This window comes from Sphingopyxis jiangsuensis, assembly GCF_016734905.1.
GTDB lineage: Bacteria > Pseudomonadota > Alphaproteobacteria > Sphingomonadales > Sphingomonadaceae > Sphingopyxis > Sphingopyxis jiangsuensis.
Window position 1 is genome coordinate 391,524 of the sequence record NZ_JAERPO010000002.1, and the last position, 20,399, is coordinate 411,922.

Annotated in this window: 18 protein-coding genes; 3 read left to right on the top strand and 15 right to left on the bottom strand. The window is 64.2% G+C overall.

Annotation, left to right across the window (positions count from 1 at the left end; genetic code table 11):
- Positions 1–361 precede the first annotated feature (361 nt).
- Positions 362–607, bottom strand: a complete 246-nt coding sequence (locus JI743_RS08605) for a hypothetical protein (protein WP_201927889.1) — start codon at positions 605–607, stop codon at positions 362–364.
- Positions 608–789: 182 nt separating this feature from the next.
- Between JI743_RS08605 and JI743_RS08610 the strand changes: the two genes are divergently transcribed.
- The gene (locus JI743_RS08610; protein ID WP_201927890.1) at positions 790–1,737 is read left to right on the top strand and encodes a sulfotransferase domain-containing protein; all 948 of its coding nucleotides are present in this window, start codon (positions 790–792) and stop codon (positions 1,735–1,737) included.
- Positions 1,738–1,765: 28 nt separating this feature from the next.
- Here JI743_RS08610 and JI743_RS08615 read toward each other — a convergent pair whose 3' ends face one another.
- Positions 1,766–2,638: an arylamine N-acetyltransferase family protein gene (locus tag JI743_RS08615; RefSeq protein WP_201927893.1), complete on the bottom strand. Its 873-nt coding sequence runs from the start codon at positions 2,636–2,638 to the stop codon at positions 1,766–1,768.
- 96 nt (positions 2,639–2,734) lie between these two features.
- Positions 2,735–3,286 (bottom strand): hypothetical protein, encoded by a 552-nt coding sequence (locus JI743_RS08620; protein WP_201927895.1) that lies wholly within the window; start codon positions 3,284–3,286, stop codon positions 2,735–2,737.
- Between the two features lie 35 nt (positions 3,287–3,321).
- On the opposite strand from JI743_RS08620, the gene JI743_RS08625 reads away from it, so the two are divergent.
- Positions 3,322–3,645, top strand: a complete 324-nt coding sequence (locus JI743_RS08625; protein WP_201927897.1) for a hypothetical protein — start codon at positions 3,322–3,324, stop codon at positions 3,643–3,645.
- A gap of 31 nt (positions 3,646–3,676) precedes the next feature.
- On the opposite strand, the gene JI743_RS08630 is transcribed toward JI743_RS08625, so the two are convergent.
- Both JI743_RS08630 and pepN read right to left on the bottom strand, forming a co-directional pair.
- The gene (locus tag JI743_RS08630) at positions 3,677–4,138 is read right to left on the bottom strand and encodes a GNAT family N-acetyltransferase (RefSeq protein ID WP_201927899.1); all 462 of its coding nucleotides are present in this window, start codon (positions 4,136–4,138) and stop codon (positions 3,677–3,679) included.
- 166 nt (positions 4,139–4,304) lie between these two features.
- The gene (gene pepN, locus JI743_RS08635; RefSeq protein WP_201927901.1) at positions 4,305–6,905 is read right to left on the bottom strand and encodes an aminopeptidase N; all 2,601 of its coding nucleotides are present in this window, start codon (positions 6,903–6,905) and stop codon (positions 4,305–4,307) included.
- A gap of 46 nt (positions 6,906–6,951) precedes the next feature.
- On the opposite strand from pepN, the gene JI743_RS08640 reads away from it, so the two are divergent.
- Positions 6,952–7,743, top strand: coding sequence for a Rossmann-fold NAD(P)-binding domain-containing protein (locus JI743_RS08640; RefSeq protein WP_201927902.1), 792 nt, complete (start codon positions 6,952–6,954; stop codon positions 7,741–7,743).
- 6 nt (positions 7,744–7,749) lie between these two features.
- On the opposite strand, the gene JI743_RS08645 is transcribed toward JI743_RS08640, so the two are convergent.
- The 10 genes from JI743_RS08645 to JI743_RS08690 all read right to left on the bottom strand — a co-directional run bounded on the left by JI743_RS08645 (position 7,750) and on the right by JI743_RS08690 (position 20,294).
- Positions 7,750–8,994 carry a DUF445 domain-containing protein gene (locus tag JI743_RS08645; RefSeq protein WP_201928719.1) on the bottom strand — a complete coding sequence of 415 codons (1,245 nt, stop codon included), beginning with the start codon at positions 8,992–8,994 and terminating at the stop codon, positions 7,750–7,752.
- A 111-nt stretch (positions 8,995–9,105) separates the two neighbouring features.
- Positions 9,106–12,522, bottom strand: a complete 3,417-nt coding sequence (locus tag JI743_RS08650) for an efflux RND transporter permease subunit (protein ID WP_201927903.1) — start codon at positions 12,520–12,522, stop codon at positions 9,106–9,108.
- 32 nt (positions 12,523–12,554) lie between these two features.
- Positions 12,555–13,754, bottom strand: coding sequence for an efflux RND transporter periplasmic adaptor subunit (locus JI743_RS08655; RefSeq protein ID WP_438870683.1), 1,200 nt, complete (start codon positions 13,752–13,754; stop codon positions 12,555–12,557).
- A 281-nt stretch (positions 13,755–14,035) separates the two neighbouring features.
- Complete coding sequence (locus JI743_RS08660; protein WP_201928721.1) at positions 14,036–14,308, bottom strand: GlsB/YeaQ/YmgE family stress response membrane protein; 273 nt, start codon at positions 14,306–14,308, stop codon at positions 14,036–14,038.
- 95 nt (positions 14,309–14,403) lie between these two features.
- Complete coding sequence (locus tag JI743_RS08665; RefSeq protein WP_201927904.1) at positions 14,404–14,667, bottom strand: GlsB/YeaQ/YmgE family stress response membrane protein; 264 nt, start codon at positions 14,665–14,667, stop codon at positions 14,404–14,406.
- 917 nt (positions 14,668–15,584) lie between these two features.
- On the bottom strand, positions 15,585–16,898 hold the full coding sequence (locus tag JI743_RS08670; protein ID WP_201927905.1) for a DUF2254 domain-containing protein: 1,314 nt from the start codon (positions 16,896–16,898) through the stop codon (positions 15,585–15,587).
- A gap of 30 nt (positions 16,899–16,928) precedes the next feature.
- Entirely contained in the window at positions 16,929–17,927 is a 999-nt protein-coding gene (gene nadA, locus JI743_RS08675) for a quinolinate synthase NadA (RefSeq protein ID WP_201927906.1), read from the bottom strand.
- Positions 17,928–18,001: 74 nt separating this feature from the next.
- The gene (locus JI743_RS08680) at positions 18,002–18,715 is read right to left on the bottom strand and encodes an adenylate cyclase (protein ID WP_201927907.1); all 714 of its coding nucleotides are present in this window, start codon (positions 18,713–18,715) and stop codon (positions 18,002–18,004) included.
- A 56-nt stretch (positions 18,716–18,771) separates the two neighbouring features.
- Positions 18,772–19,377 (bottom strand): DUF4230 domain-containing protein, encoded by a 606-nt coding sequence (locus tag JI743_RS08685; RefSeq protein WP_201927909.1) that lies wholly within the window; start codon positions 19,375–19,377, stop codon positions 18,772–18,774.
- Entirely contained in the window at positions 19,374–20,294 is a 921-nt protein-coding gene (locus tag JI743_RS08690; RefSeq protein WP_201927911.1) for an MBL fold metallo-hydrolase, read from the bottom strand. The genes JI743_RS08685 and JI743_RS08690 overlap by 4 nt, the downstream gene beginning before the upstream one ends.
- Positions 20,295–20,399 lie beyond the last annotated feature (105 nt).

Below are 20,399 nucleotides of genomic sequence, written 5' to 3' on the forward strand. Positions count from 1 at the left end.
CGAATTTTCAAACGCCTTGCCGCACGAATTTTCGCGTGAGTCATTAGCGCTTACAAAATGGAGGCAAATTTGCCAAATTTAAGAAATCATCCAAACTGAGACCGATTGATTGCCAGAGTTCCCAAATCCGATGCTTCCAAAATTGGCAAGTCTTGCCAAATCGCAGCGTTGTCTTGTGCTTAGCCTCCAGGCCACACAGGGTGCAGCTATTCTGCACCGCCCCACACCATGCCCATGCGCGCCCGGAACCCCCTCTACATCATGGCTAAACCGCCGCCGGAGGTGCGGGCGGCGATCGAGCGTTGCCGCGCAACGACCCCGGGCGCGGCCCCCACCCCCTCCATGTCACGCTCATCTCGCTCTACGACCTGCACACTGCGCCGCCCGAGTGGCTGCCCGCGACCATCGCCGCGCTCGACAGTTTCGCCGCGGCGCCCTTCCCGCTCCGCTTCGACCGGATCGAAAACCGCAAGGCGGTAACCTTGCGCACGCGCGAGCCGCTGGCTGGGGCGCGGGCGGCCAGCCGGGGGCGCGTCGCGATCTTTCCGGCGGCCGCGACCTTTGCGCGCTCCTGCGCTATGCTGCGCGGCGCAGGGGCGAGTCGCATCGGGGACGAGGGGGCACCGCACAAAATTCGGGACTGTGACCGGCGGCACTGCCGTGCGCAGGTCGCCCTCGCACAGAGCCGCCGTGCACCGCAATGGGTGCGCGAATCAGAATCGAGGTTTCGCATGACCCGCTCCGTCTCCTGGCGTCGGGACATGACGATCCCGAAGCGAAAGGACCTGCATGACGACCATCCCCCGCTTGATCCGTCCCGCGACGCGCCCCGTGCGCTCGCGCTTCTTCGACAGCGCCTTGTGGGACGACTTCCCGATGCGCGGCGACGACATCATCATCTCGACCTATCCCAAATGCGGCACCACCTGGACGCAGCGCATCGTCGGGATGCTCGTCTTCGGCAGCGCGGCGCCCTTTTCGGTACAGGAAAGCTCGCCCTGGCCCGATTTCCGCTTCATCCCTGTGGAAGCGACGCACGGGATCGCCGCATCGCAGACGCATCGCCGCTTCCTGAAGTCGCACCTGCCCTTCGACGCGCTGCCCGTGCACGAGGGCGTGAAGTTCATCCATGTCGCGCGCGACGGCCGCGACGCCGCCATGTCCTTCTTCAATCACAAGCGCAATTATACCCCCGGGATCGTCGCCGAATTTGCGCGCGTCAGCCTGGAAGATCCGAAATTCGGCGATGCGCCCGATTTCGTGCCGACCGACCCGGCGCAGCATTTCCACGACTGGCTCGTCGGCGACGAGGATGCGATGGGCGACCCCGGCGCCTCTTATTTCGCGATGGAAACCAGCTTTTGGGAAGCGCGCAGCGACCCCAATGTCCTGCTCGTCCACTATAACGACCTCAAGGCCGACCGCGGCGGCGAGATGCGGCGGATTGCCGACTTCCTCGGCATCGCGATCGACGAGGCGCTGTGGCCGACGCTGATCGAGGCGGCGGGTTTCGACGCGATGAAGGCCGCGTCGGACGAACTTTTGCCGACCGCCGCAGACATCTGGGAAGGCGGCGGCAAGACCTTCCTGCACAAGGGCACCAACGGCCGCTGGCGCGACATTTTCCGCGCCGACGACCTCGCGCTCTATGATGCAAAGGTCGCAGCCGAATTCAGCCCCGAACTCGCCGCATGGTGCGAGCACGGGCGGCTCGGCGCCAAGGCGCTCGCGGCCTGACGCGCGGCACGGCGGTACGGGGTGGCGCCTAGGCGGGCGCCACCTCGGCCGTCGCCGCACGCTCGATCGCGCGGCGCCAGCCGGGCTCGACGTCGATCAGGAAGATGTCGGCCAGCGCGCGTTCGATCGCGTCGGCGTCGAGGTATCGCTGCTCGACCGCGCCGTCGGCGTGGCGGATCGTCAGCCGATTGTCGCGCAGCCCGTGCCGCGCCGCATCGGTCGTACGCGCGGCGACGAGCGTGTGGCGGAAATGCGACGCGGGATGCGTCGAGGTGTACCAATTGCCGACCTCCAGGTCGATCGCCGGCGCGGGGCTGTCCTCCACGTCGTAAAGCACGCGCCATTCGCCCTTGACCTCGGCCTCGACGCGGTATGAACGCCGTCCGCGGCGCACGCGATAGCGCTCGTGCCGCGTCGGCTGCGGCCGCGAATGGTCCATCGCGAGCGGCTGCGGCGGCACCGTCGCGCCGAACCCCACATCGACGAGCCACGCGCGCCCTTCCAGCATCACGCGCAGCACCAGATGCGTGCGCGCTGTCGGCGGCGCGTCGCCCGGCATCATCCACCGCACGCGGCCGAGCAAGGGTTCGGCGACAAAGCCCGCCGCCCGCAGCACACGCAGGAACAGCCCATTCTGTTCGAAACAATATCCGCCGCGCCGCCGTGGCCCGAGCAGCTTGGCATCGACCGCCTCCGCGCCGGTATCGACCGCCTGGCCCATCAGGGGGTCGAAGGATTCGAACGGGATCGCGGCCAGATGCGCCGCCTGCAACGCGCGCAAAACCTCCATCGTCGGCGCGGGCGGCGGTCCCGCATAGCCCGTGCGCTCCGCGTGGCGCGTCAACAGCGATGGCGCCGCATCGACAGTCGATAAATCGGGAGAAAACGGGCGGTAGAGCATGGGCAAATCATCCTTTCGCGAATCATTTGCCTCCGTCTCTGCAAGCTCAACCGCGCTTTAGGTCAAGCGCCCGTTCGGATGGCGCGGCGGCGCGGTCTAATAGGCATTGCGCTCGCGGCGCAGTTCGGCGCGGCCGTCCTTCCAGTTCACTTCCGCCGCGGGCTCGTCGGGCTTGCCCGGTGCGAACAGCTCGAAAACCACCGTCCCGTCATTCTGGGTGCTTTCGATCACGCGTTCGGGGGTGAAACTGTCGGGCGCCGCGCCGGCCGCCGCGATCACCTCGGCCGGCGCCGCGGTCCATTCGATGTCGCGCTGGACCTCGACCACGCGGTACTGGCCGCCCTCCTCCAATATGTCGAGTTCGATCTCGCTGCCGTCGGCGCGCGTGCCTTCGACGTCATAGAAGACCATGCCGTCGCGCTCCTTGCGCTCGGCCTCGACGATCGTCATGTCGGGAATCCGGGTGAGCACCGCCGCGCGCACCGCGTCGGGCAGGTCGGCGGCCGCGATCTTGTCGATACGCGCCGCGGGGCCGGCGGGAAGCACCGCATTTGCGCCTGCATCGCCCCTGGCGTCCGCCGCCGGATCCTCGCTGCACCCTGCAAGCACGCCCAGCGCCGCCGCCGCTACGACCATCCTGCGAACCATCGTCACACTCTCCCTCGGCCGGAACGCTGGAAACGATGCCCACCCTAAGCCCACACAACAACCGAGTCGAGCCTGCTGCTGTCGGGCGTTGCCGCGCGCCGACGAAAGCCGGCACGCATTCGGCGACCCCCTTCCACGCTCCGCGCGGGACCGACAGCGATTGCGCCTATATGGGCGGCTCGGTGAAAGTGAACGGCGGCGGCGTGACCTATCCGATCATTCTCGGCGCGTGCATCACGACCGCCGCCGAAAAGATCGTTGCCGTCTATACCTACGATGTCCCTGGGAAAGACGGCGACATCGCGGGCAAGATGCGGAGCGCGCGCTCGGTCGCCATGTCGATCCGTCCGGCGTCATAGCGCAGCGCGAGGTTCATTGAGCTCGGCCAGGTCAGCCGTCCGACCGGCACCGATCGCGGGACGGCGTAAACACTGGCGCCTCCGCTCGAAGATCGAGCAGGTGCCTGTGGAAAAGCTGGCCATCGACCACAACCTCTCCGGCGCGTTCGGCGCCGAAACGGGAGAGCAAGAACGCGTTGCGCCGCGATGGCGGCAACAGGAAGCTAACCTCGGCAATTGATTCATGCTGCTTGGCAAATTCGATCGCCTTTCGCGCGATGGCGGCGCCATATCCGAAAGCCCGGGGATGCAGGACGAGACCGAAATCCCAATCATCTCCTTCCAACTGGAATCCGCCCCAGCCTGCGTAACGCCCGTCGATCATTATCGCCCAATGGCCGAGTCCGTCGCGTCGCCAGCACTCTTCTTTCGCAGCCACGAAAGCCCGGACCGTCTCGATATCCCACGGCGCGCGCATCAAGGGCAAATGGCGCGCAATCCGCTCGTCGGCCATGTGGTCCAATATTTGCGCCGCCGGTATCTCTGACAGCCGCAAAAACGTTATCTCGGGACGATCGTTGCTACGCCATCTTGCCAAGCCTACTCGTGCCATTTCCGGAATACGCGCACAACGCCGCGACCGTTACAGCCGCCGTCAATTCTCTCTCAACGGCAGTCGCTCAGCCGAGCAAGCTTTTGCTCGCCTGTTCGGTTACGTCGCGTGACAGCCCCGGTTGCGCCAAAATCCGGTCGAGCTCAGCCTTCATCATCGCGGCACGTGCCTCGTCGAAGCGCTTCCAACGTCCCAGTGGCGGGATCATCCGTGCGGCGGTCTGCGGATTTTTGGGATCGAGCGCGATGACGAGGTCGGCGATGGTGCGGTATCCCGCACCGTCGGCCTGATGGAAGGCCGCCTGATTGCCCGTCAGCGCACCGTACAGCGCGCGCACGCGGTTGGGATTGGTCAGCGTGAAATCGGGATGCTGCGCAAGCGCGCGCACCGCATCGACCGTATCGGGGCGCATCGACCACGCCTGCACCTGGAACCATTTGTCGAGCACGAGCGGATTGTCGCGATAGCGCTGGTAGAAAATGTCGAGCGCGTGCGCGCGCTCGTCGCTGTCGCCATGCGCCAGTGTAGCGAGCGCCGCCTGCCGCTCGGTCATCCCGTCGGCTTCCGAGAAAATTGTGAATGCCAGCGACGGCACATCGGCGCGGTCGGTGGCCGCCAGATAGGCGAGCGCGACACCGCGGAGGCGCCGCCCGCCCTTTGCCTTGCGCGACAGGATCGACGCCGGCGGCGCGCCCTCGGCAAGAATGGAGCGCCACTCGCTTTCGAGCGCCGCGCCGATCGCATCCTGCAGCGCGAGCCGCTCGCGGCGGATCGCGTCGGGGTCGACCGTCAACATCTGGTCGCCGATGAACGCCTCACTCGGCAACAACACCGCTTCGGCGACAAAGGCCGGGTCCGCCTCACGGCCGCGCAGCGTTTCCGCCACCGCATCGATTACCGCCTGGCGGTGACCCGGCTTGCCCGAAACCGCTGCGACGAGCGTGTCGAGCATCAGCTGCTGGAGCGCCTCGTAACGCGCGAAGGGATCATCGTCATGCGCGGCGAGCCAGCCGAGTTCGTCGGCTCCGCGCTCGAAATCAATGATGACCGGCGCCGAAAAGCCGCGGTTCAGCGACAGCTGCGGCGACGCTGCGAACTGCCCGAGCGGAACGAGTGTTTCGGCATCGTGCAGCACGACCAGTTGCTCGCCGGCCTGCGTCGCAGTCGCGCTTCGGTCAAAGGCCTTGATCCGTAGCGGAATCGGCATCGGCACCTTGACCGGCTGACCGGGCGTCGGCGGAACATTCTGTGTCAGATGAAGCTGCGCCGCACCCGATGCCGCGTCATGTTCGACGCGCGCCGTAACGCGCGGCGTTCCCGCCTGGCTGTACCAGAGGCGAAACTGCTTGAGATCGAGCCCTGCGCCATCCTCGATCGCCCGGACAAAATCCTCGCACGTTGCGGCCTCTCCGTCGTGGCGGTCGAAATAGAGGTCGGTGCCTTTGCGGAAGCGCTCGGGGCCCGCCATCGTCGCCATCATGCGAATGATCTCGGCGCCCTTGTTATAGACGGTCGCGGTGTAGAAATTGCTGATTTCCTGATAGCTGTCGGGCCGGATCGGATGCGCGAGCGGTCCCGCATCCTCCGGGAATTGCGCCGCGCGAAGCAGGCGGACGTCCTCGATTCGCTTGACCGCGGGCGATCCCATGTCGGCCGAGAAACTCTGGTCGCGATAGACGGTGAAGCCTTCCTTCAGGCTCAGCTGGAACCAGTCGCGGCAGGTGATCCGATTGCCCGACCAATTGTGAAAATATTCGTGCGCGACGACGCCCTCAACCCCGTCATAATCGGCGTCGGTCGCGGTGTCGGGGTCGGCAAGGATATAGCGCGTGTTGAAGATATTGAGCCCCTTGTTCTCCATCGCCCCCATGTTGAAATCACTCACCGCGACGATGTTGAAGAGGTCGAGGTCATATTCGCGACCATAGACCCGCTCGTCCCACGCCATGCTGTTCTTCAGCGCCTGCATCGCATGGCCGGTGCGGCTCTCGTCGCCCGCGCGCACCCAGATGCCCAGCTCGACCTTGCGTCCCGACATGGTGACGAATTCGTCGCGGTTGACGACGAGGTCGCCCGCGACGAGCGCGAAGAGATAGGAGGGCTTGGGCCACGGATCTTCCCACAGCGCCCAATGTTTGCCGCCTTCGCCTGCGCCCTTGTCGATGCAATTACCGTTCGACAGCAGGATCGGGAAGCGCGTCTTGTCGGCTTCCATCCGCACCTTGTAGCGACTGAGCACATCGGGGCGGTCGGGGTGGAAGGTGATGCGGCGAAAGCCTTCGGCCTCGCACTGGGTGCAGAGCATGTTGTTCGAAGCATAGAGCCCCATGAGCTGCGTATTCGCGCTCGGGTCGATTCGCGTGTCGACCTCGACCGTGGCCGCCGTCCGGTCGCCAAGGTCGACGATCAGATCGGACCCGTCCATCCGCCAGTCGTTCCAAACCTCGCCATCGACGCGTACGGCCTCCGGCGTCAAACCGTCGCCGCGCAAGACCAGCGGTGATGGCGTTTCGATATCGCGTTCGACAGCCAACGCAGCAGTCACGGACGTCTCCGCCAGGTCGAGCCGAAAATCGAGCGCAATATCGGGAACGCGCCACTCGGGCGGGCGGTAATCGCCGCGATGAATGGTAACGGGGACGGGCGGGGAGGAAGAGACGTCGGTCATCGCTTCGGTCTAGGCTTGCGCCGCGCGGCGCGCAATAAGGGCGGCGATGGGACAGATGCTGATTTTCGGAATGGGCTATGCCGCGCGTCACCTCGCCGCGCGACTGGAAGCGCGCGGGTGGGACGTCGTGGGAACGACGCGCGACGGGCGCGACGCGACGTTACGCTTCGACGACGAGACGGCGGTGTTAGCGGCCCTGCGCGGCGCGACGCACATCCTGTCGTCGGTGCCGCCGGGCGAGCGGGGCGATCCGGTACTCGCCCGCTATGGCGAAGCGGTTGCGGTCGCCCCGGCGGGGTGGGTCGGTTATCTTTCCTCGACCGGCGTCTATGGCGATACCGGCGGCGCGTGGGTCGACGAAAGCGCATCCATCCAGGGTCGCCGCGCCCCGCGCAACGCTGCCGATGCAGCATGGGCCGAACTGCGAAGCGACGCACGCGTCTTTCGCCTGCCCGGCATCTATGGCCCCGGCCGTTCGATCCTCGACCGCCTGCGCACGGGTCGCGCCCATCGCATCGACCTGCCCGATCAGGTGTTCAGTCGCGTCCATGTCGACGACATAGCGGGCGGCGTGATCGCCTCCTTCACGGGGCCGCCCGGCGTCTATAATCTGGCGGACGACGAGCCGTGCCACCAGAACCGCCTCGTCGAATGGGGCTGCGCGATGCTCGGTCTCCCTGTCCCGCCGCTGCAAAGGATCGATGAAGCAGGCCTGTCACCCGCCGCCCGCGCCTTTTATGCCGAGAACCGCCGCGTCGCGAACGGCAAGGCAAAACGCCTCATCGGTTGGGCGCCGCGCTATCCCAGTTTTCGCGAAGGGCTGGCGCGCCTGCTGTAGCCGTCGTCAAATCAACACATCGACCGTGTGAATCGCGACCCCAACCAGTCCGCCGACCAGCGTGCCGTTGATGCGGATATATTGCAGGTCATCGCCCACCGCATTTTCCAGCCGGTCGGTAATCGTCTTGGCGTCCCAGCCGCGGATCGTGTCGGACACGAGCTTGAGCGCGGTCTCCCCATAGCTGTCGACCACGCCCACCACCGCGCGGCGCGCATAGCGGTTGAGCGTGCGCTTGATATGAACGTCTTCGCCCAGCATCGTACCGAATTGGGTGACGAGCTCGCCGATCCGCCCGGCGAGCATCGTTTCGGGATCGCGTGCGGCCTTGAGCAGCGCGCCGCGACCCTGTTCCCACAATCCGTCGAGCCAGCGCTTGACCGCCTTGTTTTCGAGCAATTCGTCGCGGACGCGCGCGACCTTTTCCTTGACCTCGGGGTCATGCTGCAGGTCGAGCGCCATTTTGGCGAGCCCTTCTTCGACGCGGATACGCAGCGGATGATCGGGCTCGACCGCCATTTCGCTGAGCAGCTTGCCGAGCCCCGCGACGATGCGGTTCGAAATACTCTCGTCAAGGCCGGTGAAGCGCACGATCGCGTTGCTGTTGTCGTGAACCATCTGGTGGATCAGGTGCGCGTTGAGATCGAGCGTCTTCGACCCCCACTTTACCATCGCGTCGAGCAAGGGCTGGTGCCGCCCCTCGGCGAGCGCGGCCTGCAAGGCCTGCCCCAGCAGCGGCGCGACATCAAGTTCGCGCAACCGGTCGGCGATCGCCGACTTGACCATCCCGCCGAGCCGTTGCTGGTCGAGCGCGCCGAGCCCGTCGGCGATTATCCGCGACGCGCCGAGCCGCAGACGCCCGCCGCCCTCGGCAGGATGTGCGAGGAACTTGCCGACCGCCCCCGCGACGTCGACCGTCAGCATTTTTCGTGCGATCAGGCGCGGCAGCAGAAAGTTATTGAGCAGGAAGCGCGCCAGCGTATCGCCGATGCGGTTCTTGTTCCGCGGGACGATCGCGGTGTGCGGAATCGGCAGCCCCATAGGATGGCGGAAGAGCGCGGTCACTGCGAACCAGTCGGCGAGCCCGCCGACCATCGCGGCCTCGGCAAAGGCCCGGACAAAGCCGATCGCCGGATGCACGTCCTGATAATATTTGGCGCTGACGAACACGACCGCCATCACGACCAGCATACCCGTCGCCACAACGCGGATATTGAGCCCGCCGGTCGGCACGGCGACGCCGCGGCGCATGAAATCCGCGCCGCCTGCGTCGGACCGGGCTGAAACGCTATCCGTCATGCCAACCCAATGGCGAAGCCCGCCAAAGGTTGCAACCGGCGCGGCGGCTGGGGCCGCGCCCGGTCACTCCGCAGGTTGCGGCGCCGGTTCGCCATGTGGCCGCGTGTCGTCGCCCTTGCGATAGGTGAGCAGATTCGACGAGAAGAAGCGGCCGAGGCGCTTTTCGATGCTGTCGGCAAGGCTGAAGCCCGCCGGAACGATCAGCAACGTCAGCACGGTCGAGAGGATCAGGCCGCCGATCACGACGACACCCATCGGCGCACGCCATGCCCCGTCGCCCGACAGTGACAGCGCGGTCGGGACCATGCCCGCGACCATCGCGACCGTCGTCATGACGATCGGCTGCGCACGCTTGCGGCCTGCATCGCGCAAGGCTTCGACCTTACCGATCCCCTTGTCCATTTCCTCGATCGCGAAATCGACGAGCAGGATCGAGTTCTTGGCCACGATACCGAGCAGCATCAGCAGGCCGATATAGACCGGCATCGAAATTTCCATCCCGGTGACAAGCAGCCCGAGCAGGCCGCCGAGGGGCGCGAGGAGCAGCGACGACATGTTGACCAGCGGCGACAGGAAACGGCGATAGAGCAGCACGAGCGTCGAGAAGACGAGCATCAACCCCGAAATCACCGCGATGATGAAGTTGTTGATCAGCTCCGCCTGCCATTTCTGATCGCCCTGGATCACCTTGCGGATACCCTGCGGCATATTCTTGACCGACGGCAGCGCGTCGATCTTCTTTTGCCCGTCGCCGGTAACGAGTCCCGGCGCCAGATCGGCACCGATGACGATGCGCCGCGTCTGGTTATAACGCCGCAGTTCGGTCGGTCCCGCGCCGAAGCCGATCTGCGCGACCGACTTGAGCGGGACCGTGGTGCCGCGCGATGTCGGGACCGGGAGATTCTCGATCGTCGACAAGGCGCGCCGCGAGTCTTCGGAGAGCAGCACGCGGATCGGGATCTGGCGATCGGACAGCGAGAATTTGGCAGCATTCTGGTCGATGTCGCCGATCGTCGCGATGCGGATCGTCTGGCTGAGCGCCGCCGTCGTGACGCCCAGCTCGGCTGCAAGGTCGAGGCGCGGCGTGACGATAATCTCGGGCCGCGGAATGTCGCCCTCGATGCGCGCGCCGCGCAACTCCTTGACGCCTTCCATCTCCTTGACGATCTGGCGCGCATGGCGTTCGAGCGCGACAGGATCGTCGCCGCCGATGATGAAAGTGATGTCGCGGCCGGAGAAGCCGCCCGACTGGCTCGCGAAATTCACGCGGGCATCGGGAATCGCCGACATGCGCGGCTGGAGCCCGCGCTCCCACTCGACGCTGCTGAGCTCGCGGTCCTTCTTGAGCGTGATATAGACCGACCCTTCGCCGACGCGCACGTCATAGAAGGCATTTTCGACCACATCGTTATTCGAAAGAATCTCGTTGATCTGGTTCGAGATATGCTCGCTCTGGGCCAGCGTCGATCCGGGCGGCAGCTCATAGCGGACCTGGCTATAGTCGCTGTTGATTGTCGGCTGGAACTGCTGCGGGAGCGTCGCAAACAGGACGATGCTGAGCGCAAAGGCGCCGAAGCCGATGCCGACGATCCAGACGCGATGGTCGTGCAGCCGCGCATAGGCGCGTTGGAGCATGAATTTGCTCCAGTTGGTCACGCCGTAACCACGCATGCCCAGAACCCAGGCAAGTGCGCCCAGAATGATGAGCAACAGGCTGGCGGCGAGGAATACGAAGATCGCCGTGAACGGCATCTGCAGGAGGAAGTACATCGCCGGGTTCGGGCCATCCTGTCCCAGCGGGACCGGCTGGAAATAGGAATAGATGGCGTAAAGCACATAGAGGCCGGCGAACGCGAACGGCACGCCGAGATAGGCGAGCTTGGTCGGCCATGCCTCGTAACGCGCACGCACCGCCTTCTGCTTGCTGTTGTCGAGCGTGAAGGTCAGCAGCCGTTCGTAGCGGTCGATCCACGGTCCGTTGGCATGATCCTGCTCACCCTGCGCGGCGAGGAAATAGGCGGCGATCATCGGCGTGATCATGCGCGCGACGGCCAAGCTCATCAGCACGGCAAACACGACGGTCATGCCGAACTGGATGAAGAATTGCCCCGAAATGCCCGGCATCAGTGCGACGGGAAGGAAGACTGCGACGATCGACATCGTCGTCGCGACGACCGCAAGACCGATTTCGTCAGCGGCGTCGATCGACGCCTGATAGGCGGTCTTGCCCATGCGCATGTGCCGGACGATATTCTCGATCTCGACAATCGCATCGTCGACGAGCACGCCGGCGACAAGGCTGAGCGCTAGCAGCGAAAGGCCGTTGAGCGAAAAGCCCATCATGTCCATGAACCAGAAGGTCGGGATGGCCGACAACGGGATCGCAAGCGCCGAAATCATCGTCGCGCGCCAGTCGCGCAGGAACAGGAAGACGACAACGACGGCGAGCACTGCGCCCTCGATCATCGCCGCCATCGAGCTGCGATATTGTTCCTTCGTATATTCGGTGCGTGTGAAGAGGATCTTGAAGTCGACCTTGGGATTGTTCTTCTTGATCTGCTCCAGCTTCTTCATCGTCTCGTCATGGACGGTGACGTCGGACGCGCCCTTCGCCTTTTCGATCGAGAAAGAGAGCACCTGACGGCCGCGGATCTTCGCGATGTTGCGCTGTTCGGCATAGCCGTCGGTGACGGCCGCAACGTCGGCAAGACGGATCGTACGACCGCCGCCGATCGAGATGTGCGTTTCGCCGAGCTGGAAGGCGCTGTCCGCGTTGCCGAGCACGCGCACCGCCTGTTCGGAACCTGCAATTTCGGTGCGTCCGCCCGCGGCGTTTAGGTTCACCTGGCGAAGCTGCTGGTTCACCTGGCTCGCGGTCAATCCATAGCTTTGCATGCGCGCGGGATCGAGGATGACGCGGATCTCGCGATCGACGCCACCCGAACGGCGAACCTGGCTCATCCCCGGGATCGAGAGCAATTCCTTGGCGACGGTGTTGTCGACGAACCACGACAGCTGCTCAAGCGTCATGTCCGACGTTTCGACGGCGAAATAGGTGATCGGCCCGCCCGCGATGTCGACGCGAATAACCCGCGGCTCGAGGATGCCGTCGGGCAAGTCGCTGCGGATCTGCGAGATCGCCTGGTTCACATCGTTATAGGCGCGGTCAATCGGTGTCCCGATCGCGAACTGCACCATCGTTCGGCTGTTGCCCTCGCTGACATAGGAGGACATTTCGTCGACGCCGCTCACGCTGCGCACCGCAGCTTCGACGCGTTGCGTCACCTGCGTCTCAAGCTCCGACGGTGCCGCACCCGGTTGCACGACGATGACCTGGACGGCAGGAAATTCGATGTCCGGATTGTCGTTGACGTCCATCCGGTTGAAGCTGACGACGCCGGCCAGCAGCAACAGAACGAACATGACGATCGGCGGCACCGGATTGCGAATGCACCAGGCGGAGATGTTACGAAAGCTCATGATTCAAACGCCTTATGTGCCGCGCCGGGCAATTATCGCGAAGATTTCTGGACGACGGGTTTGACCTTCTCGCCCGGGTTCAGGAACGCACCCGCGAGTGCGACGACCTTTTCGGTGCCGGTCAGCCCGGACGCAATCGAAACGCCGCGATCGCTGACCGCGCCGATCTTGACCGGACGGCGAGCGATCGTGTCATTCTGATCGACGATCAGGACATAATTGCCCTCGGGACCGCTCAGCACGGCGCTTTCGGGAAGCAACGGCAATTCGGCCGTTCCCGACACCAACCGCGCGTCGGCAAAGCCGCCGGGGCGCAGCGCGTCGCTATAGGGAACCGCGATGCGCACCATGCCCTGGCGCGATTCGGCGTTCACTATCGGAGACACCTGCCAGACCTGCCCCGATATTTTCAGGTCGGTGCCGACGGGAGTCACGGTCGCGCGCGTACCGACCTTCACCTTCTGCAGGTCGGCCTCGGCCATTTGCGCAAGCATTTCCATTTCGCCGCCGCGCGCCATGCGGAAAAGCACACCGCTGCCCGCGCCAACGACCTGTCCGGGTTCGACCTGACGCGTGAGTACCAGCCCCGCAGCCGGGGCAACGATGTTGAGCCGACCGTTGCGTGCCGTCGCTTCGGCATATTGCGCCTGCGCGACGCGGACGCGCGCGTTGGCGGCGTCGCGGGTAGCGCGCTTGCGGTCCATGTCGGCCTTTGAAATGAAGCCGCGCGAAACGAGCGCTTCGGCGCGCTCCAACTCTGCCTGCGCCAGGTTCGCGTCCGCCTGCGCGACGCGGATCGAGGCCGCGAGGCTCGCCGCCTGCTGCGCCTGAACCGACCGGTCGATCACCGCGAGCGTCTGGCCGGCGCCGACCCACTGGCCGGGTTCGACGAGCACGCGTTGCACTTGGCCGCCCTCGCCCGCAACGCCGACGGGCATTTCGCGCCGCGCGGCTATTGTTCCGGTCGCCGCAATGGCAGCCTCGACCGAAACGCGCCCGGGGATGACGACGGTGACGCTCGGCGTGCTAGCAGCCTCGCCGGCCCCATCGGCCCCCGCTGCGGCGCCGTCCTTGCCGTGCGTGAAGGCGTACCAGGCGGCGACGAGCGCCAACCCGATCAACACCAGCGCGATAATCAGTCTCGTCCGCTTCCGACGGCTGTCGGTTTCCTCGTAAAAGCTTTGCGTCCCCGCCAGGCTGTCCATCGAATCCACTTTCCGCTCGTAGTTCACGTCGAATCCTCTTCTGCCGACGGCAGCAGCCGGGACGTTGTCGCTGCGCGACATCCCATTCCGGCCCACACGACGGAAGCGATCCCGTCGAAGGTGTATTACCCCATTATATCACTAGTGGCAAGAGGGCGAAACACCGCCGCTCCCCCGGTCCGTCCAGCGAGGCGGCATAGGCAAGTTCCGATATAATTTCCATAGGCTAGCCAACGAAAAGGGCGGCGCACCCTGCGGTGGCCGCCCCGTTCGCGCGAACCGGTCTTGCCGGCCTCTGGCGCCCGCCGTCAGCGAACGCGACCGCGCCGTATCAGATTGACGATCGCAAGCAGCACCACCGCCCCCAGAAACGCCGTGAGCAGCGTCATCGGATCAAAGGCATCGCCACGCAGATGTCCACCACCCAGAAAGCTTCCGAACAGGAAACGCCCCAGAATGGATCCGATACCACCGACGATGATATTCAGGAAAATTCCCTGCTGGGCATCGGTTTTCATGACGATGCTCGCCAGCCAACCGATAATCCCGCCCATGATGATTGCGATAATCCAAGTAAGCATGTGATGACCCCCTACGATCATTGCGGATGCCCGACTTTGCAGGCGAATGAATGCTAACCCAAAAGATCACGCGCGACCAGCGCGCCGGGCAACCGTCACCGAACGCGACCGCGGCGCACCATGTTGACGATCGCGAGAAGCACGAGCGCACCGATAAAGGCCCACAGCAGCCCGATCGGATTGAACGAGCTCAATGTCGCGCCCATGCCGAACATGCCGCCCAGGATATTGCCCAGGAAAGCGCCGACGACACCGACGACGATGTTCAGCAATATTCCTTGCTGCGCATCAGTGCGCATGACGATGCTCGCCAGCCAGCCGATAATCCCGCCGACAATCAAGGTGATGATAATACCCATTAGATTTCCTTTCCGAACCCGCAACGGCGCGACCGGCCGCCGGTTTGCTGGACGCATCGTCGCGCCCCGACATCGTTCGAACGATGGAAATATAATCGAGCGGATGGGAAAAGGTTCCCGGTCAACGTCACTTGCCGCTGACCGGGAAGAGGAGGATCGGTTCCGGTCGGGGAACGTCTCCGGGTCGCAAGAAGGGTTTTAGGGCACACAATGCGACGCCGTTGTGACGGCTGTCACTCGTTCGGCATTTTTTTCGTAAAGTATGGATTCAGGCGATACCAGCGCTTCGCACAGCGACCTCCATCGCGGGAAGCGCATACGAAATGGGGGCCGGCATCGCTGCCAACCCCCACTATCCGGTGTCGTTCCACGCATCCCCGTGCCGCTTCATCCCGGTCCGCCTCTCTTGCGATCGGCAGCCCGCCAAATGATGCGCCCCGGCGCGCGCCGGAACAATCCGGCGACGGTTTGGTCGGCCCCCTTTCGGGGGCCGGCCGCACCTGGAAAGCCCTTCATCATCTCGTCATTGCGTCTGCCGAAACAGTCGCTTTTCAAGCGATGGACTGCTTTCCTGTCCGATCGGGTTCGCCTCAACTCGTGGGAATCGCTGCGTTCCGTGATCGGGTCACCGGATGACTTCCTCGTCGATCTGGCCCGTTCTCTTCCGGCTAGTCTTGCAACTACCCTTCGTTTCCCGGCGATCCGACGTCTCTGTCGTCCGATGATTTGAAGCTGACATGAAGGGCCCGGTCCACCAACAAAAATCGGCGCATTTTTTCACTCGGCCGATGCTTAATTGTGGATAAGTCCGGCAGTTGCAACAAGCAGATTCCCTGCAGCATTTTTGTAACAAGGGTGCAGCATTTTTTGACTCGGATTCGAGAATTGTGGCGCCCCCTCTTGTGCCCGCGCCGCGTTCACACGGCCGGAAGAATGCTGCACCGCGACTCGAGTCGCACGAAGGTGGGCCGTTCAAGCGCGATCTCCGCTAGTGCAAGAAGCCGATCGACCAGCGCTAAAAGCATCGCACGACGTTCCGCGTTCGCCGCCGCAGGCAACATGCTCTCGACAATGCCGATGAACTTTGCCGCCGCCACGTCGCTTGAGGCCACGGATCGCAATGCCGAGCCAAACCCTCGTTCGAGATAATGGTTGAATCCGTCGGCAACAGGTTTGACCCTGGTCCTGTCATAATCGTCCTGCTCGGGGCCGCGGTCGAGACTGCGTCTTGAAAGTTCGGCAGTGGCAGCCCCGAGCCAGTCGAGCGCGGCAATCGCGGTAAAAGGATCATTTATGCCTGGCGACAGGGCACGCAGCGCAATCTCGACCAATTCGTCGATCATATAATCGATGTCCTGATGCGGAGAGCGGCTGGAGCCTATCGCAAAGCATCCGCGCAGCTTTTCTTCGGTCTCGTCATCAAGATCGGGACCACGCCAGTGCAACAGGGTCACTGCACCGTGCACGAAGTCGCCCGTGCGCAGCGGCAGGCCGACCACTGCACCATGCTTTTCGGCGATGGCGTCGAGCGTCGCAAAATCGATCAGCGTAATATAGCCATGATCGGCCGCGATGACCGGCGTTCCGTTGAGCGGTTCCTGCACATGCTCGGCGTCGCCCGACTTGGGGAAGCGGCCTTTTATCGAGGCGATGAGGCGGCAACCGATCTGTTCAATGACCTTGTTTATGCGGATGCTCGAGGGAATATGATGGAGCAAGTAAACCAGCACCACGACCGAAATCATCGTGAGGCCAAAGGCCACGAGGATCGAAAGCTGGGGCACGAATCCCGGTGTCGACGTCCCGACAGCGCCGCCCAGTGATATCGCTTCCTCATCCTCGCCGCGGACGACACGCAGCACGAGCAGGGCGTGCACAAAGGTCGCAATAAAGACGGCAAGCGAAAGCTGGTTGCCACGATCCTCCATGAAATTGGTGAGCAAACGCGGCCCATAGGTGCCCGACGCATAGGCGACTGCCGCGATGGTGATGGAAAACACCGTCGCTGCGACACCGATCATCGATGCGGCAATCAACGAAAGGAGCGCCCGCGCGCCCTGGGGGCGCGATGGCGTCAGCCAGTCGACGCGTGACAATATTTCCGCTGCACCGTTGCGGTCAAACCAGATCGTCGTGGACGATACCAGGACCGCACCCAGGGCAAACAGCGCGGGGTAAAACCAATAGCTGGCGTTGATTGCTTCCCATAGGGCACGGAGACGGACGATCACCTCGCCCCTCCCGCGAACCTGTCGTTACCGTCAGGCCGGCGCGCGCGCACCCAGATCGCCCTTGCCGATCGTCCCCGATGCCATTTCGAGCATCCGGTCGAGGCTTTTCTTGGCGCCGAGCCGTAGCTCCTCGTCAAGCTCGATGCGCGGCTCGAGGTCGCGAAGCGCAAAATAGAGCTTCTCCATCGTATTGAGCGCCATATAGGGGCAGATGTTGCAGTTGCAGTTCCCGTCCGCCCCCGGCGCACCGATGAACTTCTTTTCGGGCAGCGCCTTTTCCATCTGGTGGATGATGTGCGGCTCGGTCGCGACGATCAGCGTGTCGCCGGGGAAACTTTTCGCAAATTGCAGGATGCCGCTCGTCGACCCGACATAGTCGGCGTGGTCGATTATGTGCGGCGGACATTCGGGGTGCGCCGCAACCGGCGCGTCCGGATGCTGCGCCTTCAGCTTCAACAGTTCGGTTTCGCTGAACGCTTCGTGGACGATGCACACGCCCGGCCAGAGCAGCATGTCGCGCCCGAACTTGCGATTGAGATAGCCGCCGAGGTGCCGGTCGGGGCCAAAGATGATCTTCTGGCTTTCGGGGATCTGGCTGATGATCGTCTCGGCGCTCGACGATGTGACGATAATGTCGGAGAGCGCCTTCACCGCGGCCGAGCAGTTGATATAGGTCAGCGCGATATGATCGGGATGCTGCTCGCGAAACCGCTTGAACTGCTCGGGCGGGCAGCTGTCCTCGAGGCTGCATCCCGCGTCCATGTCAGGCAGCACGACAATCTTTTCCGGCGACAAAATCTTCGCCGTTTCGGCCATGAACTTGACGCCGCAAAACGCGATGACGTCGGCGTCGGTCTCAGCCGCCTTGCGCGAGAGCTCCAGGCTGTCGCCAACGAAGTCCGCCAGGTCCTGGATCTCGGGCTTCTGGTAATAATGCGCAAGGATGACCGCGTTGCGATCCTTACGCAGCCGGTCGATTTCGGCGCGCAAATCGACGCCGGACAGATTTTCGCGGACGGGAGCAGTCATGGTCTTTCCTTATCGGGGCCGTTGCCCGGCACGTCCCTACACGGCGCCGCGCCAGAGGGCAATTCGGGACGGAATCACCCCCCCGAAAGCCCCGCAGCCAGCGCTTGAACCGGCGGCAACATCGGCACCATATAGATGGTGAGCCGGACCAGGATGACAAGCAGCGCGACGATCTTGGTCGCACTATGCACGTGTCCGAACGTTCGCCGGTCATGCAGCGCGATCAGCCCCACCGCCGCAAGCTGGATGATCGCGATAGGCAGATCCCACCACCCGATCATCAGCGGCATCGGCAGCAGACGCCCGAGCGCAGGTTCGAGCAGCATTATCGCCGATCCGATCATGAAGCGCCGGTGCCAGTCGGTCCTGCTCCGGTGGGCGACGGCCGCCCATACCAGCCCCCCAAAAGCGAGCAGCTCCACCGAGACGAGGACAAGGAAATAGTGAGGGGTGAAAAAGGGCGGGAGCCGCCCCGCCGCGATCACCGATATACCCACATAAAAGCCCAGCCCCACGACAAGCATCGAAAGGGCAACGCCAAGCCGTCCGAGCCGGCGGTGCATCGCCATATCGCCCTGCCGCACCAGGCGCGGCTGCACGACGAGCAACGCGAGCCATGCGAGCATCGCCAAACCGTGGAAGTGGGTCGACAGCGGCACGCCGAACGGATCGACAAAGCCACGCAGTGCAAACTGCGCGAAACCGAACAGGATAAGCAGCGCGAGGCCAAGCGCCATGCGCTCCCAAAAGCTTTCCGTAATCGCTGCGTCGCTTGTCGTCGTCGCCATAATCACCCCCTCATTTGGCGGCGGTATAGCGCATCGGGACGGTCGGAGAAAGGCGCTCAGCGCTCGCTAAAGCGTGCAGTCACCGTCGCGTCGATGCCGGCGGCCTTCAGCGGCATCGCGAAGCTCTGCTCAATGGCCGAGCGCGCGGCCGCTTCGGCGAGGCGCATCGGGGTTGCGCTCTTCGCCTGCTTGATCAGTTCGGCCTGCCCCGCCTTGCGATTGGCGGCGTCGAGCGACGCTTCGGCGTCGGTGATCGCAAGCAGGATTTCGCCATCGCGAAACTCGCTGATCGCATCGATGTCGATTTCGGGACCAGCGAGACGCAGCGGCGGGAGCGTCACCGTCAGCCGGCGAGCCGTCTCGTCCCAGTCGAGGTCAGAGGACTGCAGCTTCGCCAGATCGAGTTCGTAGCGTACCGTCCCCGGCATAATCAGCGTCTTCTTTGCGCTGAGGCCAAGACGGCTCTGGCTCGACGTCACCACCGCGACATAGCGTGCGGTGAAGGGAACGAGCACATTCTGCTCGCGCAACCCTTCGAGGCTCGCGGCGACAACGGTCTCGGGCTCATAGCCCTTTTGCCAGCCGCTCCACGCCCGCCAGCCGAGAAAGATCGCGAGCAGGAGAAGCGCGACGACAGTTATGCGAAAAAGGTCGCGCCTCATGCGACGAGCCGCCAGCGGTTATCGGCACGTGCGACGCGACCGCGCGCTTCGAGGTCGAGAAGGTGCGCGAGCACCGATCGGCCGGCGGCGCCGGTCAAGCGCGGGTCGAGCCCCTTGTACATATGCTTTACCATGTCGGGAATCACGTCCGTCCCGCGTTCGAGTTCCCGCAAAATCTGTCGCTCGCGCTGTTTGCGATGGCCGAGCATCCCCCGCACGAGCTGGCGCGGCTTGGCCACGGCAGGGCCGTGCGCCGGATAATAGATGCGGTCGTCGCGGTCATAGAGCTTCTTGAGGCTCGCCATATAGGCCGCCATGTCACCATCGGGCGGGCTCACGACGCTCGTCGACCATGCCATCACATGATCGCCCGTAAACAGGGCCTTGCTCTCGATGAGCGAAAAACACAGATGGTTTGACGTATGCCCCGGCGTCGCCACCGCCTCGAGCGTCCAGCCGTCGCCAGTGACACGCTCGCCATCGGCAAGAACCCGGTCGGGCGCATAATCGGGATCGAAGGCAGAGTCGGCGCGCGGACCGTCGTCGGCAAGCGCCAACGGGGCGCAGCCGACGATCGGCGCACCCGTCGCGGCCTTCAGGGGCGCCGCGGCGGGCGAATGGTCGCGATGCGTGTGCGTGCAAAGGATCGCTGCGACGCGCTGCCCCTTGACCGCGCGGAGGATCGCGTCGACATGCCCTGCCCCATGGGCGTCGGGCGGGTCTCCGATACTCATCCCGCTGCCGGTCGGGCCAGGGTCGATGATCGCAACGTCGCTGCCCGCGCCGACGATCCATGTCTGCGTTCCCGTGAAGGTGTAGGGCGACGGATTGGGCGCGAGCACGCGCCTGACCAGCGGCTCATGCTCTTCGCAATCGCCGGCACGGATCGTATCGGGCCAAGGCTTTTGGTCGCTCATATATGCCATGTGGCATCACAAAGCCGGAAGGAAAAGGGCCGCGCATGTGAAAAAGGGAGCGGCATCGCCACTCCCTTTCCCCGCCCCTGCCGCTGACCCCACCGG

What these genes read in the sequence shown, in the direction of transcription:
- JI743_RS08605 (WP_201927889.1), bottom strand. Translation starts at nt 607, where the DNA reads ATGCGACTCGCCCCTGCGCCGCGCAGCATAGCGCAGGAGCGCGCAAAG.
- JI743_RS08610 (WP_201927890.1), top strand. Translation starts at nt 790, where the DNA reads ATGACGACCATCCCCCGCTTGATCCGTCCCGCGACGCGCCCCGTGCGC.
- JI743_RS08615 (WP_201927893.1), bottom strand. Translation starts at nt 2,638, where the DNA reads ATGCTCTACCGCCCGTTTTCTCCCGATTTATCGACTGTCGATGCGGCG.
- JI743_RS08620 (WP_201927895.1), bottom strand. Translation starts at nt 3,286, where the DNA reads ATGGTTCGCAGGATGGTCGTAGCGGCGGCGGCGCTGGGCGTGCTTGCA.
- JI743_RS08625 (WP_201927897.1), top strand. Translation starts at nt 3,322, where the DNA reads ATGCCCACCCTAAGCCCACACAACAACCGAGTCGAGCCTGCTGCTGTC.
- JI743_RS08630 (WP_201927899.1), bottom strand. Translation starts at nt 4,138, where the DNA reads ATGGCCGACGAGCGGATTGCGCGCCATTTGCCCTTGATGCGCGCGCCG.
- pepN (WP_201927901.1), bottom strand. Translation starts at nt 6,905, where the DNA reads ATGACCGACGTCTCTTCCTCCCCGCCCGTCCCCGTTACCATTCATCGC.
- JI743_RS08640 (WP_201927902.1), top strand. Translation starts at nt 6,952, where the DNA reads ATGGGACAGATGCTGATTTTCGGAATGGGCTATGCCGCGCGTCACCTC.
- JI743_RS08645 (WP_201928719.1), bottom strand. Translation starts at nt 8,994, where the DNA reads ATGCGCCGCGGCGTCGCCGTGCCGACCGGCGGGCTCAATATCCGCGTT.
- JI743_RS08650 (WP_201927903.1), bottom strand. Translation starts at nt 12,522, where the DNA reads ATGAGCTTTCGTAACATCTCCGCCTGGTGCATTCGCAATCCGGTGCCG.
- JI743_RS08660 (WP_201928721.1), bottom strand. Translation starts at nt 14,308, where the DNA reads ATGCTTACTTGGATTATCGCAATCATCATGGGCGGGATTATCGGTTGG.
- JI743_RS08665 (WP_201927904.1), bottom strand. Translation starts at nt 14,667, where the DNA reads ATGGGTATTATCATCACCTTGATTGTCGGCGGGATTATCGGCTGGCTG.
- nadA (WP_201927906.1), bottom strand. Translation starts at nt 17,927, where the DNA reads ATGACTGCTCCCGTCCGCGAAAATCTGTCCGGCGTCGATTTGCGCGCC.
- JI743_RS08680 (WP_201927907.1), bottom strand. Translation starts at nt 18,715, where the DNA reads ATGGCGACGACGACAAGCGACGCAGCGATTACGGAAAGCTTTTGGGAG.
- JI743_RS08685 (WP_201927909.1), bottom strand. Translation starts at nt 19,377, where the DNA reads ATGAGGCGCGACCTTTTTCGCATAACTGTCGTCGCGCTTCTCCTGCTC.
- JI743_RS08690 (WP_201927911.1), bottom strand. Translation starts at nt 20,294, where the DNA reads ATGAGCGACCAAAAGCCTTGGCCCGATACGATCCGTGCCGGCGATTGC.